The sequence below is a fragment of the Vibrio atlanticus genome (assembly GCF_024347315.1).
Taxonomy (GTDB): domain Bacteria; phylum Pseudomonadota; class Gammaproteobacteria; order Enterobacterales; family Vibrionaceae; genus Vibrio; species Vibrio atlanticus.
The window spans coordinates 823,487-839,165 of the sequence record NZ_AP025461.1 but is presented as its reverse complement, the minus strand read 5'-3'; the positions used below and the strand labels follow the sequence as shown (position 1 = coordinate 839,165).

Here is a 15,679-nt window from a genome sequence, read left to right as displayed (position 1 = left end):
TCCAGATACGTCAACTACAGACAAGTGACCTATAGATGAGGAACCACTTGTTTACGGCCTACACCCATCAGTACCTTCAAAGTACCTTGTGGGGTGTTGATTGAAAACGGTGTTGAGACTTCAACAATCGAAAAACCTGCTGCGCTCAATACATTCTGGGAACGCTGTTCGCTGACCCCAAAATCTTCGCTGTCGTTTTCTAAGTACCAATCCCAGTGTACAAAAACCCCATCGTTTTCTAACAGAGTATAAATAAGGCTGACTGTATCTTGTAGGTTCGGAATAAAGCCACATACCGAAGAGGCTACCACTAAGTCAAACTGATTTCTGAATGCTGGGTGTTGGGCTGCAAGTCCGCGCGATAAGATATCAACGACAGGCTCTACATTAGACAGCTCTTTTTTATCTAACTCTTCAATCATCCCTTCTGAGATATCGAGAGCGATGATCTCTTTTGCAAAAGGAGATATTTTCTGGCTGAGTAATCCTGTACCACAACCAAAATCAAGGACACGGGTTCCGTTCAAATCAACGAGCTGTGTTAACTGGTCAAATGCGGACTGTGCGAATACAGCAGTAGCGGGATCGTTATCCCAATCAGGTGCGTACTCGTCCCATTGTTTCGCCATCATGGCCTCCATCTTTACTTCTTGTAGGTTCGGAACGCCCCCAGAATAAACCAAATTAGTCAATTCGTCATAGAGTTATCATGCAAAGATGGACTATTTCTAAGATAGTCAGCACAATATTCAGATAATATGCACCGCCACCCGCTCAATATGGAAATGAAATGAACCTTTCTCAAGTCCAAGCCTTTTGTTCTGTTGCTGATTTAGGATCCGTCTCTGAAGCTGCTCGACAGCTAGAATGCAACCGAACCAAACTGAGCATGTCGATCAAAGCCTTGGAAAAAGAGTTAGATGTCGAACTGTTTGTTCGCAGCGGTAACCATGTCGAACTGTCAGAGGCCGGTAAGGCCATCTATAAAGATTGTGAAGGCATGTTGGTAACGGCAGCACGCATTAAGCAAACCTGCTTACATGTTTCGGGTGAATTCAACGCCGAGATTTGGATCGCACGCGACGATTCCCTTCCCGATGAAATGTGGCAAAGTTTATCGCACGCCCTAAACAACCAATACCCTTCCACTTCTTTCAACTTCGTTCTCGCGTCTAGTGGCGACTTGGCTAATCTTGTCGAAACTCAGCAAGTTGATTTTGCGTTTGGTGTCGATTACGAGCGTGTCGACGACCCAAGAATTATCTATAACCCACTCGGCAAGATCCGAATGATGTCGGTATGTAAGAAAGGGCATGATTTGAGTGCGATGCGAAGAGTGTCGGATGAAGTACTAAGAAATTCGATGCAAGCGACCATGGTTTATCTCAATGAAAAAGATAACCCTGAGCTTGAGCCCTTCTCACGCCGATACATCGGCTTCTCTAGCTTCGACTTTATGTTGGATACGATTCTACGAGAAGATGCATGGGGCGTAATGCCTGAGCCATTGATACGCCATTTATTGCGCGAACAAGAATTGGCGGTGATCAAGCACACTTATGGCCTGACTCAAGAAGACTACTGTATGTTTACCGCGGCAGGTATGGCGGAACACCCAGGAATGAATTGGTTAGCGGATCAGATCAGCGATTACTTGTTTGATTTCTAAAGTGTCAGATAATGTTCTATCTCGACACTTAAAGTCATCTAGCAAATAAAAAGCCCTCTCTTTAGAAGACCATCACGTGATCCACTAAATAACGTCCGTCTTCTTCAACCAGTACCATTTCAGCCACAAACTCGCCTTTCGCAATGGTATACGCTTGCTTCCAAACAAAAGCGATAGAATCGGAGCGTCTGAATAGCGCCACAGGTTCACGTTCAGCAAAAAAGCCATTACTGTGCTGATAATGATGACACACCTTTTCCAGATACTCCGGCGTCACAATATCCTTCATGCGCTGCGTAAAATCTCGGCAGTGCTGAGCATGGTCAACCTTGGTCGAGCCGTCCATCAAATTGTCCATGATCGGGTTAGCAATCGCCCACAACTCACTATCGTTGAGATCATCAAATTTCATCTTCATCCATTCCTTTTCAAGTTCAACTCAGCTCTACGTCCAAGGTTCAAACCGAAGTTTAAGGTATAAGGTTTCAGTGCGATTTCTGTAACCTTAACAGCCTAATCCTTTACACAGCTAGGCTATGAGACCTTCACAACCTATGTGTTTTACTAATCATAAACCATTTAACGCCAGTTTCACATTTCCCGAAAAACAGTCATCGTCAACTTTACTGACACCCAAATTTATCGTTAAGCCATTGAATTATAATAACTTGAATATAAAACGAGTTACCGACATATAAACGTCATCAGATAAAGTTTGTAAAGCTAGCTCAATATTAGAACAATGAAGTTATCAAAAACATCTGGAAAATATTATGTGTGACAGGAAAAGCCAAAACGAAAATCGAGTACTATTGTTCTCAGCCCTTTTAGCATCAGGCTTCGCAATTGGCGGATTGGTGTTGGGTCTTCTCGTTGGCTCTCTAGTCATAGTATTTGACGGTGTCTATTCTCTTATCAGTTTACTGTTAACTTTATTGTCACTAGCTGCCTCTAACTACATTAATCGCCCATCGGACAGGGAGTTCCCGTTCGGTCGAGCCATCATTGAGCCAATCGTAATCGCGATTAAAGCGATTGTGATTCTGCTTGTGGTCGGTTATTCGCTTTACTCTGCGATTGGTGCTCTGATGACAGGGGGTCGTGAAGTCGATGCTTCTATCGCAACCCTGTTTGGTATTTTCAACGTATTGGGTTGTGGTTACGCTTGGTGGTACATCGCTAACAAGAGCAAACGTATTTCTTCAGGTTTGATTCAAGCTGAGTCTAAACAGTGGCAAATGGATACGCTTTTGAGTGTGGCAGTTACGGCAGGTTTCGTTGTTGCTTGGTTGGTGGCTTACTCTCCGTTTGCTGAATACGCGGTATATGCCGACCCAATGATGATGTTACTGATGTCTTTCTACTTCATCAAAGTGCCGTTCGACATGCTACGTGAAGCAATGCGCGAACTGCTAATGATGTCGGCAACCAAAGATATTTTTGACGCGGTAGATAAGAATGTTGTCGCTGTGGACAAAGATGCGGAGCAAGATTTGGAGCTAATGGGTGTGACTAAGGTTGGCCCGGAACTAAGAGTCAATGTTGATATTCATACTAACGACCAAGATGCGATTACGGTTGATGATATTGAACGAACACGCCATCAATTAAAGCGACGCTTATCTAAAATGCCTTATGAGCTTCAATTGAATTTAAATATTACGGCTTAATGGTCTGGTCCCTAGTAACCTTTATACATCACTTTTATATTATAAGTTTTACTTTCAAATTTGTTCGCCCCTTCGTACAATAAGAGAGTTTGCCTCTGAAAATGACCTACCAATCCCAAGCGCCGTTGATTATTTTTGTACAGGATCACGGTTATTAAAATTGGGGCAAGTACATCAAGCCTTTGAACATCTAACTGAAGCACTACATCGAAGTGAAATATCCAATATTCACGACATTAAATTCTGCATAGAATACTCTATTGGCGTTGCTCTCATACGATTAGGCTGTTATTCAAAAGCCATTATTTCTCTAACTAAAGCAAGTGCATCAAAAGCCGTTAACAATGAACGCCTCCTAACTCGAATATATAATAATTTAGGTTACATTTTTTTAGAAACCCAAGATTATTCAAAAGCTCAGTACTATTGCAACCTCGCATGGGAAATAGAAAAAAATTCTCTTCAAGCTTCATCGAGATCAATATTAAGTAACCTTGCTATCATTGATTCAACGCTAGGTAATAAAGCCGAGGCCGAAAGAAAATTCACTTTATGTCGAGAACTACTCAATAAACACCCTAGTCTTATTGGTACTTACTTTTACCACAGTTGCTATGCAGAACACCTTCAATCTATCAACCAGATTGATGAAGCACTCTCTTCTTTTAAGACTGCAATTGAAATCTGTGAATTACTGGGCGACAATTTTTACTTAATCGAAACTTTAAAAAATTACTGTTCATGTGCAATAGAGCATGAAAGAAACGATATCCTTGAGCCATATTTAAGCCGTGCTATATCTTTAGGAAACAAATATGGCAGCGCTACATCACTACAAAAACTCGCCTCATCACTATTTAATTTTAGTCGCCAAGAAGCAACGGAAGCCCAACAATCTAAGATAGTTGAGAAGGCCTTTGAACTTCAGTCAATAGCATTCCAGAACCTTTCCGAGAGTAATAACGAAGCCGTTTTTCAATTGTATCAACTGTACTCAGAACGCCCCGCATTAGAGAAAGCACACTCTTTCACAACAGATTTAGATTTAATTACTTCATTTGGTGAGTATTTAAGTTCACATTCAAACCTCACCGATATGATGCAACGCCTTCACGAAGATCTGAAAAAGGTGATGCCAGTTGAGTCTCTTGGGCTAGCTTTGTATAACGAAGATACACAACAACTGACCTATGAAATTTATTTAGACCTGGGTGTTACACTCGAACCTTTCACTGTCGACTGTACAAAACAAGCGACATTAAGTGCATATTGCATTAATAACAGAATACCTTTCTGTCATGGTGCATTTACAAAAGCAGCACTGAACAAACTATTAAATAAACCACTCGGTGAGCACGCTTTAACTGGTGTAACTAAAGAAGACTACTCGTCTGTTATCATGCTGCCGCTCATTCTTGAGGGTAAGCGCCTTGGTGTTCTTACCATCCAATCCATTGAGCCCAACGCATACCAAGAACATCACTTATCTTTAATGAAACATTTGGGTTCTTATTTATCCATTGATCTTCAGAATAAGCAGCAAAAGAAACAACTTGAAGAACAAAAAATGACGCTCAAAACACTGATGAATTTAGATCCACTCAGTCAATTATTTAACCGTTTAACCTTGGCAGAATCCATCACACAGTGGCGTGATACTGTAGAAATAGAACAACCCTACGCGTTACTATTAATTGATATTGACTACTATAAACAATTCAATGATTGCTACGGTCATGTGAAAGGGGATGAGGTTTTGGTTACCATATCAAAACAGCTTAAACATCATTTTTCAGCAGAATCTTTTAAGGTATTCCGATTTGGCGGTGATGAATTTTTAGTTTTATGTACGGGTGAAACAAAAAACGCGTTGCTAGCAAAAACTTCTCAGCTCTTATCCGGTGTGCATGATTTAAATATCAGCCACAAGAAGTCTAAATGCAGTGATCGCTTAACTCTTTCGGTTGGCGGAGCGATATTCACACACTTTGATATTTTAAATCTAACCAATGAAGAGCTGATCCAAAAAACAGATAAAACACTCTACAAAGTAAAAGACCAAGGAAGAAATGGAATATTGATTGAAGACTAGGAAATCCTCGCACTGATATATAAGCGCAAATTAAGACTGAGAATGAACATTTTTAGAAGCCGACGCCTTAACCGTCGGCTTTTTGTCTCTGGTTACCCACCAGCAAGCCAGTGAACCAACAGTTACCATACATACGCCCTGCCAAAACGTCATGGTCAATGACAAGCCCAAAATCATCGAGGAAAGTAACGTCGCGAAGATTGGCGTAAAGTAAGACATGGTTGCCAAAAACACCATGTTGCCACCTAGAATCGCCGTGTTCCAAAGCGCGTAACCAGCGCCCATACAAGCCCCAGCAAGCACTAAGTCAATCGCAGCACTTGAAGTCATCACCATGCCGGTTTCATCACTCAATGCGTATTTGATCCACAGAGTGATCGCAGTAGCGATAAAGAAAAGCACAATCGCATTCTGCCCTTTAGCAACGCGTTGGGTGTAATTGCAATATACCGCCCAAATAATCGCGCCGAAGAATGCCATCGAATAAGTTTTAGGGTTGGTCGCAATATTAGCCGCGATTTGCTCGACAGAAAGCCCCTGATCGCCGCTGATACTCCAAGCCACGCCAAAAAACGCTAAGACGATACTTGGATAAACCAACCAGTTGATCTTTTTGTCACTCAACAGCACCGCAAACAACACCGTTAGTGCAGGCCATAGGTAGTTGATAACGGCCATTTCTAAGGCTTGATGTCGGCTATTTGCCATTCCTAAAGCCAGAGCCAAGAAGATTTCGTAGCAAACGAATAAGGCACCACCGATCATCAAATACGATTTAGAGAAGCGCGACAGCTTAGGCAACCCCATAACACAGACTAACAACAGGGAGCTCACTGTATAAAGACTGGCGGCGCCACCAATTGGGCCCAGTTGTTCTGACACACTACGAGACAATGCAATTAAGCAGCTCCATAGTAAAATGGCAGCAATGCCGTAGCAGCTATGGCGATGAGATTTCAGCACGCCTCTTCCTTCTTTTTATTGTAATTAGGTAATCAAAGCGAGCTTAAGCAAAGGTAGGCTTAAACACCACTATCGATAAGTTGCAGTAAGTAAAAATAAGTAGCCGAGCACTTAACTGTACTCGGCTATCAATCATTCACTCAAAAATCTAAAAGCAATTAGCAATTAGCAATTAAATTAGCTGTTATGCCAACAAAAGTGCTTGCAGGTCAGCCAAAGACTTCACTTGATAGTGAGGGTTGATGCCGGCTGGTGTTGCCTTTTCTTGACTGTTTAACCAACAGGTCTCAATACCAAAATCCAAGCCACCTAAAATATCAGAGTGTGGGTTGTCCCCGACCATCAATACTCTTTGCTTTGATGGCAATCCAATCAGCTTGTGCGCATGCTCAAAAATTTCCGCGTCTGGTTTAGCGACACCGACTTCCTCAGAAATGATCACATGATCAAAGTAGTCTGTCATTCCTGTTCGTTCCAAACGGATTGACTGCAGCTCTGTGAAACCATTGGTGATGATACCCATGTTCACTTTGCCTTTTAACGACTCCATCAACTCTTTTGCACCAGGAAGCAGAGAACAGATGTCTGCCATTGCGGCTAAAAATGCACTGTTTAGTGCTGCCGTTGTTGTCTCTAATTTTGCTGCCCAGCTTTCAAAACGCGCGTGCTTCAGTTGTGCCGCCGTAATACGGCCATCTTGGTAATCGACCCATAACGGCAAATTAACCTCTTGATAAACTGAATAATCCTGTTCGCTAAAGTCCACGCCAAAACGGGAGAACATCAGCTTCATTCCTTGAAAAGCATCAAAGTGGAACAAGGTTTCATCTGCATCAAAGAATATCCAATCGTACTTCATTTTATTTCCTATTATTCGCGCGGTTGAGCAGTGCTTGTATTTATTTTCTCATTGCCTCAAAGGCCAGATGTGCATTCTACTATCATTTTTGTGAGCCTGAATATAGTTCTAAGAATTTATAGAAAACAAGCAACAAGTCATGATGTATCGCAAACTTTGCCACATATTAAACCAATACCATAGTAGGGCGTGTTGAACTTTCGTGGTTAAGTTTTGTTCGAGATAAAAGCGTTTTAATCGCGGCGAGGGAGAAGTAGCCTAGTCATTCTAAGCAAATTTTCCTCAACAAAGAGTAAGACGCTTTTTGCGGGGGCGCCCAGCTCGAACCCTTCGGGCAGCGTTTGCCGGTCATTTCTACTACGTTAACGGCTTCTCATGTAGGCTAGCTACACATCAAAGCCTCTGCCTTGTATAAATGCCCGGCAACTCGCTGCAAAAATCAGCTCGAAAAATCAACACGCCCTAAAAATACATTTTAGTACCGGGAGGTACCATGAAGCACTTCTTACCGTCATCCGTCATGCTCACCCCATTCCTTATATGGAATCCACGTATTTACAAAGTGATTTTGGTAATAAAAGTTAAGATGCGGTCGTATATTCGGCTTCTTATTGAAGGAGCTACCTTCTAGCCTTTGATGTTTTGCGCACCTACTGTCCTTATCGAGTTAGCAGCTTGCTTAGCATGACAGAATGGCCAGGTTTTCAGTAGGTTGGTCTTACCTTTTATGCATCATCATTTTGTGAAATTTAAGAGTTTATTAATGATTAATCGGTGAGTAAAACAGGTTTATATTCAGATTCATACCGTAACATTGCCCATGCAGTCCGTACCACTTTGTTCGCCAGTGCAATGCAGGCCTTCTTGAATCCGATACGATCTATGATACTCCTCAACCAAGCATCCTTTTGAGTCTTCGGTTTTTCTGGTAGTCGTCCAACGTAAGACATTGCACCAAGATAGAGAAGGGAGCGTAGCTCTTTCACACCACCGCATTTATCGATCCCAACCATAAAGACCTTACCACCTGAACTGTGTTGTTTGGGCGTAAGACCAACAAACGCTGAAGCTTGCCTTCCATTCTTGAACTGCTTTCCATCACCCAGAGTGGTATAAAGCATCGCAGCTGTTGTTTCACCAACACCTTCAATTTCCATTAATCGTTGGCATGGTTCTATCTGACGGGTTAACGCATTTTTCTCTTTTTCGAACGCGATGAGTTTTGCTTTCAGTTCTTTATATTGCTCCCACAACATGGACAGAACGGATACAACATTTGCTGGTATTGAGGTCTCTCCATCAAGTACTGTTTGAACCGACGCTTTTAAACCTTTTTCACCTCTAGGGTTTGCTATCCCGTAGCCCAAAATCGTCCCTCTAATGTGAAGCCCTAAGGAAACCACACTACGAGATAAGAACCTACGGCTGGTTTCTAATGAATGCATAGATTGTTGTTCTAATGACTTTGGACGGCTGTACTTGATACCAATTTGGATAGCGGCATTAGCGATAGCAAGGGCATCATTATGATCAGTTTTATGTCCTTCTAGGTAGCCTTTCACTTTCTTCGGGTTGATAATCCGCACTTCGTGTCCAAACTTTTCAGCTAATTGCCCCCAGTAGTGGCAGCCGCAACAACCTTCCATGGCGACAATGGAAGGCTTAGCCTTGGCAAGAAACTCTTTCATTTTCTGTCGACTTAAAGGTTTATTGGACAGCATCTCACCGTAAATACTGATATGGCAGGCTTGCAGAACATTTTTTGCTAGGTCGATCGCGATAACATTTTTAGTCAACATATTGGAACCCTCGTTATAACTGCACTCTGCTAAGTGTAGATTGGCAGAGAGGGAGTGGATTCCATACATCATGTTAAGTATTATGATGAAGAACCAGAAGACACCTCTGACGACTTAGATACCGATGAGTCTCAGCAACCTCAAATTGAAGCTAACGATGACTCACGCAAACCATCGACACAAACTGAACTTGAACCGACGTTGAGTGAATAGCCTTTACTTTTCATGGTAATGGAACGCCATTCCAGTCTTAAATCAATCGTTCGCTTTCCATTACTGACAATAAACACATAAGAAAACCATAAAAACGATTGCTATATGAGCCCTATCACAACGCATAATCACAAAGTGGTAGTTCGGAATCAAAGTTGTTCCAGATCAATGGTCGACCAGTTGATTGCCGACAACATGTAGGAAATTAAAAAATCATAATTAACGAAGTTTTCCAATGTCTACTGCATTTTACATCCCTACAATCAACTTCATGGGTACTGGCTGTTTGAAAGATGCTGCTATAACATTCAGTCTCAAGGCTTTAAAAAAGGTCTGATCGTAACGGATAAGATCCTTAACCAAATTGGCGTGGTTAAACAGGTACAAGACCTACTTAGCCAACGTGGCGTAGACGCAGTTGTATTCGACGGTACTCAACCAAACCCAACCATCACCAACGTGAACGATGGTCTTGAGTTGCTGACTGACAACGATTGTGATTTCGTTGTTTCACTGGGTGGCGGCTCTCCACACGATTTTGCAAAAGGTATCGCTCTGGTTGCCTCTAATTGCTATCAATACAACAGCAGGTACAGCTTCTGAAATGACGCGTTTCTGCATCATTACTGACGAAGCTCGTCACATTAAAATGGCTATCGTTGATAAGCACACAACACCACTTATTTCAGTAAACGATCCTGAGTTGATGCTTGCTAAACCTGCATCACTAACGGCAGCAACAGGCATGGATGCGTTGACACACGCAATCGAAGCTTACGTTTCTATCGCAGCAACGCCAATCACAGACGCAGTAGCAATTAAGGCAATCGAACTTGTGCAAGCGCACCTAAGAACAGCAGTAACGCACGGCGAAGACATTGAAGCTCGCGAGCAAATGGCTTACGCACAGTTCATGGCTGGCATGGCATTCAACAACGCTTCTCTTGGCTATGTTCATGCAATGGCGCACCAACTGGGTGGTTTCTACGATCTTCCACACGGTGTATGTAACGCTATCTTGCTTCCACATGTTCAACGCTACAACGCGCAAGTTTGTCCTGAGCGTCTACGTGATGTTGCAAAAGCAATGGGTGTGAATGTTGAAGGTATGACACCAGAGCAAGGCGCAGAAGCAGCTATCAACGCGATTGTTCAACTAGCAAATGACGTGAACATCCCAACTGGTATCGCGCAACTTGGTGCGAAACTAGAAGATATCCCAACGCTGTCTGATAATGCACTTAAAGATGCTTGTGGCTTCACCAACCCTAAACAAGCAACTCACGAAGAAATCTCAGCGATCTTCGAAGCGGCAATGTAATCTAGCGACAATTTATTCGAGCTAGAAACACGCGGCTCTTGCTAAAAACAAATAGCTAACACAAACGGGCTCACCTTCTGAGCCCGTTTTTTTATCTGTCCGATACCTTTCAGATCTTTACCCTCATCACTAATCAGTAGTGACTAATCACTCACTGCTCATCACTAAAAAGTCGCATTGTTGCAATCGCTTGGTTATAGTCAAACTATTGATATATAGAATAACAAACAGGTTCCATTGAGTCGTAGGATAGCTAGCACCTCATTATTGGCGTCACTCATTTCATACTCTGTTCAAGCAGAGGAACAAAATGAGTGCCACAGTCAGCCGTTAGAAGACGTCCCTGTCGAAAAGGCTTACCATTTCCTGAACAGTAAATTTTGTCAACCTGCATTATGGTTTGACAGTTTTTTTGTCGATGACCGCATTACCGAAGATGCTCGAGCGGGCACGTCTGTCCGTTGGTACAACGACTTTATCTATTCAGAAGGTGGCGATGTTGATTACTCAACCAAGCTCAACGTACGCTTGCACTTGCCCTTTGTCAGTAAGCGCTTGAAGTTAATCTATGAATCGGTTGGCGATGAAGAGTTCTTGGATTTCTTTCCGCAAGATTCAGAGGAATTAGAGAGCGCACTCGGCCTTCGTTACGATGCTTATGCGAAGGGTTACAGTAGCTTCAACATTAAAGCGACACTGCGTCCGCGTATTGAAGCTCGTTATCGCTTTACCTACCCTCTCACTACCGATGCCGTATTCAGGCTGACCCAACGTGTGTATCAAGAAAAGCAAGAAACTGGCGAGATCACCGATATCGATTTTGATCTTTCTTTGAGTGATGACTTCTTAGTGCGATGGTCGAACTTTGCAGGTTATAACGACGACCTTAAAGGCTGGGAGTACGGTACGGGGCTAACTTTGTATCACTATCTTTCTCAAGACCAAGCTCTGCAATACAGCGCGACGATTGCAGCAACCAGCGTGCCGTATAACCACTACGAATACTCACAGGTGTCGATAACCTACCGAGAAAACGTTTGGAAAGAATGGCTGTTCTACGAATTGATTCCGCGCTACCAATGGGAACGAGAGCCCTATGAGAAACATACCGAAGAAGCCAACATCACCCTTAGGCTTGAAGTCTTGTTCAACAATGTCTAGTGGAACTAGTATCTAGGGCGTGTTGATCTTTGCTGTACATTTTGTGTTCAACAATACATCGGTAGCCACATTAACATGAATGCCAGCGATAACATGCTGGCATAATTCCTTTCTAGCTTGTCATATCTACTTGAAATAGCTCGATAATGCTTAATTCTCCCAAAGGCATTTTCGACCAAGTGACGATACTTGTATAGACACCAATCCATACTGTCTTTGTCTATATCTTGTCCGTAATTGCGTTTAGCAATTACCGTTTCTCCGCCACGTTCCTTAACAAAAGTACGGAAAGGTTCGCTGTCATATCCTTTATCACAAACGATAGTATTAACTTCATCGAGTTGTTCAACTAAGCTTTCGGCATGCACTATATCGTGGCGTTGTCCTTCTGATAAATCAAAGCAAATCGGCAGACCACCACTATCTACGGCTAAGTGAATTTTGGTTGAGTTGCCCCCGCGACTTTTTCCTATTTGCTCTGAGCTTTCAGTAGCTGCACCTGTACTATGCTGATGCGCTCGAACTATAGAGCCATCAAGAAAGACCCATTCAAAATCAGCCATGCTAGATAAGCTTTTGAAAAGTTTATCTAAAATCCCTTTCTTTGACCAAAGATTAAATCGTCTGTAAACGGTACTCCACTCTCCGAACTCAGAGGGTAGATCTCGCCAAGGAATACCTGTTCTCATTCGATAAAGTATTCCTTCAAATGTCATTCGATGTTCAGTTTTATCGTAAATACGACCTGTACTTTTCATAACTTGGAGTAGCAGTTCCCAGCGAATATCAGTTAGCATTGTTCTTGGCATGGTATTGGTTATGGTTTTACTTTTGGCGAAGCAAATTATAACTCTTTACCATGCTGTTCAAAAAACACTCACGAAAGATCAACACGCCCTAGTGAGTGTTTGTGAGATTGGGGCATCGTTAGATCGAAAACGAGGCACAAAAAAGCACATCATGTGATGTGCTTTTTCAGTTCTATATAAGGCTTAAACTGTAGTCTTAACCTTTGTAATTTCTTACTCGCGCCGCTTCTGCTTCACGTTTATCGACAACTGTCTTACCGATTGGCGCCAGCGAAATAACCGCGAGCTTAAGGTGCTGAATCGCAAACGGAATACCTATAATAGTAATGAAACACGCTACTGCTGACATGATGTGACCGATTGCTAGCCAGATACCCGCAAATAAGAACCAAATCACGTTACCAATCACGCCTAGCGGGCTGGTACCGATGTCAGTTTCATTGGTCAATTCATCACGTGAAATCGCTTCTTGACCAAATGGGAAGAATGAGAAGTTACCCATTACAAAACACGCTCTACCCCATGGAATACCAACGATGGTGAGGAATGCGAGCAGTCCGAAGAACCACCAAGCTAGCCCCATAAATACGCCACCAAACAGAAACCAAATGATGTTTCCTATTGTTCTCATGTTGTCTTCTCCAAATCTTTGAATGCTGTTTATTTCATATGCCGAATAAGGCAATACTTGTTCTAATAGGTTCATTATTATTGAGCCTTTATGAACCGCTTATGAATCGCCTACATTTTCTGTGATTGATACGCACCACGAAACGCCAAATCCGCATAGGGATCATCGATTTTATTTGATACCATGCTCGTAGATTTTTAGTATCACAAAGCTAAACAGCTACAACAACTAATTTAAGGCCGAACTTATGAACAACACTGAGCAACCTAAAAAGAAAATGAAAAACTGGGTGCCAATCGTCTTCTTCGGACTTCTCAGCACGGTACCTGTATTCATGTTTTTAGTCGACGTGTACATCAACCAATACATGTAACAAATCCCCGCCATCCTATTGGCGTAAAAATGAATACAGGAAACATGTCCTGTATTCATCTCAGTTAACTCACTTCTGCTGTAATCAGTTCAACTCTTCTGCGATCAAATCAGCTCTTCGTTAATAAAATCAGCTCTTCGCTAATAAAATCCAATATGTCGATCAGCTCATGATCAGGTAAGTTCAATAAGTTATCACCCACATACCACTCAATTTTACATTGATTTGGTAGCTCGCTAATGGCTGGATTTCCTATCCAAACCTTGTGCTTCTTAGCAATATTGTCTCGCGCAATAATGCCGTCTTCATGGCTCACAGGTAAATATAGGTGAAGCATGTTGACCTGCGGTTGCTGCGGATTAACCGTGAATTGCGGGTAATCTTGTAATATCTGGTAAACCTGTTTGGTGCGTTCATACAAAGCAGGCATTAACTCAATCCGTTGATCAAACTGCATTGCTGCCGAAACCACGTAAGGTGTGCGATGGTAAACATTTCCGCCCTGACGCTTCATCCATGCTGAAGCTTTTGCTACGAAAGCCTTATCACCTAGTAGGAGTGACCCCCCAAGACCATTTAACCCTTTATAGAGCGAAACATAAGCTGTATCGAACCCCTTAGCAATCTCGCTATATGGCTTTTGATAATACGCGCCACACTCCCACAAACGAGCACCATCCATATGCAGATGAATCGATTGTTCTTTGCAGTACTGCTTTATCGCTTCAAGCTCTTCCCACTCAGGCAGCTGACCACCAATCTCTCGCATCGGTAGTTCATACAATGCCGCGGCAATCTCATCAGGCCAAGCCTTTAAGTCGTCGACATTCCAAGTGCGAAATACATTACCAACCGGAAGTACATTGAATCGGTTCTGGAGCTGATACCCTTGGCGTTCATGGCGCATAATATGGCTGGATTCGTGCATCGCTACCAAAGGATTTCTTTTTTCTTGGCAAGCAATCTCTAACGCTGTCGGTTGATTCATTGTGCCGGTAATCACAAACACGGCGGCTTCATAGCCGAGCAAATCAGCCACTTTGCTTTCAAAACTCTCAATAAAATCGCCATCACCGTAGGTGTCGTGCGCCACATCATGTGTTTCGCACCATTCAGCCATTTGCGCGAAGGTTTGTGCTGGTGTTGGATCGAAGTGACCAGAAAGCAGCAAATTACATTGTTGACGCAAGTCCGTGCTCATACCTTTTCCTTTATTCATTGTCGTTCTATGTAGGGTGATTGAATTATTTACGTTAGCCTTCAACGGTGACATAAAGTGCACCTCTTTGCTTTTATTATTAGCGAATAATTAGTTTTACGCAGTCATCGGCTGCGTGTGCCGGAAATACTCAAATTGACGGGTGTTTTATATAATTAAGTCCCTAAAAACACGCGCATCTAACTAGATAAGTATGGGCTAATTCGTTGTTGTTCAACCATTCTTCTATTATTGTATATCTATAATTCCAATAAATATTATTCGTTAATGGACAAAGAGGGCTATATGTCGAAAAATCGAGTCTTGGTGCTATTCGCCCACCCTTCTCAGCATCGCTCTGAAGCGAACAAACCCTTATTTGAGCAAGCCAAACGCATTAACGGGGTTACCTGTGTCGACCTCTATGCTGAGTACCCAACCTTCAAGATCAATATCGACCGTGAACAGAAACGCCTGTTGGACCATGACATCATCATTTTTCAGTTCCCACTATATTGGTACTCAACCCCCGCGATTCTTAAAGAATGGCAAGACCTTGTTCTCGAATATGGCTTTGCTTATGGCACCGACGGTAATGAACTGCAAGGTAAAAGCTTGTTATGCAGTATCACCGCTGGTGGCAAGAAAGATGCTTATCAGACAGACGGTTATAACCACTTCACCATACGTGAACTGCTTCACCCAATCGAACAAACAGCATCTTTGTGCGGCATGAACTACTTGGCCCCATTGGCTTTATTTGGTTCACGTACTGCGTTGGAAGAAGGCCGAATTCAAGATCACGTAAACAGCTATAAAACACTTTTAGTGGCTTTTGTTGCGGGCGAAGTCGACCTTAAAAAGGCAAGCAAGGCTGAAAAGCTAAACCATTACGTTGATGAACTGATGAGCAGAGGTTAA

General features: G+C 42.6%; 15 protein-coding genes and 1 pseudogene. 8 read left to right on the top strand and 8 right to left on the bottom strand.

Annotation, left to right across the window (positions count from 1 at the left end; genetic code table 11):
- Window positions 1–29: 29 nt before the first annotated feature.
- Window positions 30–629, bottom strand: coding sequence for a class I SAM-dependent DNA methyltransferase (locus OCV30_RS19440; protein ID WP_065679918.1), 600 nt, complete (start codon window positions 627–629; stop codon window positions 30–32).
- 161 nt (window positions 630–790) lie between these two features.
- Here OCV30_RS19440 and OCV30_RS19435 point away from each other — a divergent pair, with 161 nt between their 5' ends.
- Window positions 791–1,669 (top strand): LysR family transcriptional regulator, encoded by an 879-nt coding sequence (locus OCV30_RS19435; RefSeq protein ID WP_065679917.1) that lies wholly within the window; start codon window positions 791–793, stop codon window positions 1,667–1,669.
- A gap of 61 nt (window positions 1,670–1,730) precedes the next feature.
- Here the strand turns inward: OCV30_RS19435 and OCV30_RS19430 are convergent, their stop codons facing one another.
- The gene (locus OCV30_RS19430; protein WP_009845584.1) at window positions 1,731–2,081 is read right to left on the bottom strand and encodes a hypothetical protein; all 351 of its coding nucleotides are present in this window, start codon (window positions 2,079–2,081) and stop codon (window positions 1,731–1,733) included.
- Between the two features lie 361 nt (window positions 2,082–2,442).
- On the opposite strand from OCV30_RS19430, the gene OCV30_RS19425 reads away from it, so the two are divergent.
- Together OCV30_RS19425 and OCV30_RS19420 are read left to right on the top strand one after the other, a co-directional pair.
- Window positions 2,443–3,339 carry a cation diffusion facilitator family transporter gene (locus tag OCV30_RS19425; RefSeq protein ID WP_065679916.1) on the top strand — a complete coding sequence of 299 codons (897 nt, stop codon included), beginning with the start codon at window positions 2,443–2,445 and terminating at the stop codon, window positions 3,337–3,339.
- Between the two features lie 160 nt (window positions 3,340–3,499).
- Window positions 3,500–5,431 (top strand): sensor domain-containing diguanylate cyclase, encoded by a 1,932-nt coding sequence (locus OCV30_RS19420; protein WP_065679915.1) that lies wholly within the window; start codon window positions 3,500–3,502, stop codon window positions 5,429–5,431.
- A gap of 30 nt (window positions 5,432–5,461) precedes the next feature.
- Here the strand turns inward: OCV30_RS19420 and yddG are convergent, their stop codons facing one another.
- The 3 genes from yddG to OCV30_RS19405 all read right to left on the bottom strand — a co-directional run bounded on the left by yddG (window position 5,462) and on the right by OCV30_RS19405 (window position 9,052).
- Window positions 5,462–6,394 (bottom strand): aromatic amino acid DMT transporter YddG, encoded by a 933-nt coding sequence (gene yddG, locus OCV30_RS19415; RefSeq protein ID WP_065679914.1) that lies wholly within the window; start codon window positions 6,392–6,394, stop codon window positions 5,462–5,464.
- A 184-nt stretch (window positions 6,395–6,578) separates the two neighbouring features.
- Window positions 6,579–7,253 carry a pyrimidine 5'-nucleotidase gene (yjjG, locus tag OCV30_RS19410; RefSeq protein WP_017101728.1) on the bottom strand — a complete coding sequence of 225 codons (675 nt, stop codon included), beginning with the start codon at window positions 7,251–7,253 and terminating at the stop codon, window positions 6,579–6,581.
- Window positions 7,254–8,020: 767 nt separating this feature from the next.
- A complete protein-coding gene (locus tag OCV30_RS19405; RefSeq protein WP_065680108.1) occupies window positions 8,021–9,052 on the bottom strand; it encodes an IS110 family RNA-guided transposase in 1,032 nt (343 codons plus the stop codon).
- 54 nt (window positions 9,053–9,106) lie between these two features.
- Between OCV30_RS19405 and OCV30_RS19400 the strand changes: the two genes are divergently transcribed.
- The 3 genes and pseudogenes from OCV30_RS19400 to OCV30_RS19390 all read left to right on the top strand — a co-directional run bounded on the left by OCV30_RS19400 (window position 9,107) and on the right by OCV30_RS19390 (window position 11,747).
- On the top strand, window positions 9,107–9,265 hold the full coding sequence (locus OCV30_RS19400; RefSeq protein ID WP_167351965.1) for a hypothetical protein: 159 nt from the start codon (window positions 9,107–9,109) through the stop codon (window positions 9,263–9,265).
- 235 nt (window positions 9,266–9,500) lie between these two features.
- Window positions 9,501–10,586, top strand: a pseudogene (locus OCV30_RS19395) (iron-containing alcohol dehydrogenase).
- A 237-nt stretch (window positions 10,587–10,823) separates the two neighbouring features.
- The gene (locus OCV30_RS19390; RefSeq protein ID WP_065680287.1) at window positions 10,824–11,747 is read left to right on the top strand and encodes a hypothetical protein; all 924 of its coding nucleotides are present in this window, start codon (window positions 10,824–10,826) and stop codon (window positions 11,745–11,747) included.
- A 47-nt stretch (window positions 11,748–11,794) separates the two neighbouring features.
- Here OCV30_RS19390 and OCV30_RS19385 read toward each other — a convergent pair whose 3' ends face one another.
- Window positions 11,795–12,556 (bottom strand): IS5 family transposase, encoded by a 762-nt coding sequence (locus OCV30_RS19385; RefSeq protein WP_102552608.1) that lies wholly within the window; start codon window positions 12,554–12,556, stop codon window positions 11,795–11,797.
- Between the two features lie 196 nt (window positions 12,557–12,752).
- On the bottom strand, window positions 12,753–13,187 hold the full coding sequence (locus OCV30_RS19380) for a YccF domain-containing protein (protein WP_032555146.1): 435 nt from the start codon (window positions 13,185–13,187) through the stop codon (window positions 12,753–12,755).
- Window positions 13,188–13,434: 247 nt separating this feature from the next.
- Here OCV30_RS19380 and OCV30_RS19375 point away from each other — a divergent pair, with 247 nt between their 5' ends.
- Window positions 13,435–13,560, top strand: a complete 126-nt coding sequence (locus tag OCV30_RS19375) for a hypothetical protein (protein ID WP_017060906.1) — start codon at window positions 13,435–13,437, stop codon at window positions 13,558–13,560.
- 109 nt (window positions 13,561–13,669) lie between these two features.
- On the opposite strand, the gene OCV30_RS19370 is transcribed toward OCV30_RS19375, so the two are convergent.
- Window positions 13,670–14,761, bottom strand: coding sequence for a threonine aldolase family protein (locus OCV30_RS19370; protein ID WP_065678266.1), 1,092 nt, complete (start codon window positions 14,759–14,761; stop codon window positions 13,670–13,672).
- Window positions 14,762–15,064: 303 nt separating this feature from the next.
- Here OCV30_RS19370 and OCV30_RS19365 point away from each other — a divergent pair, with 303 nt between their 5' ends.
- Window positions 15,065–15,679, top strand: a complete 615-nt coding sequence (locus OCV30_RS19365; RefSeq protein ID WP_065678267.1) for an NAD(P)H-dependent oxidoreductase — start codon at window positions 15,065–15,067, stop codon at window positions 15,677–15,679.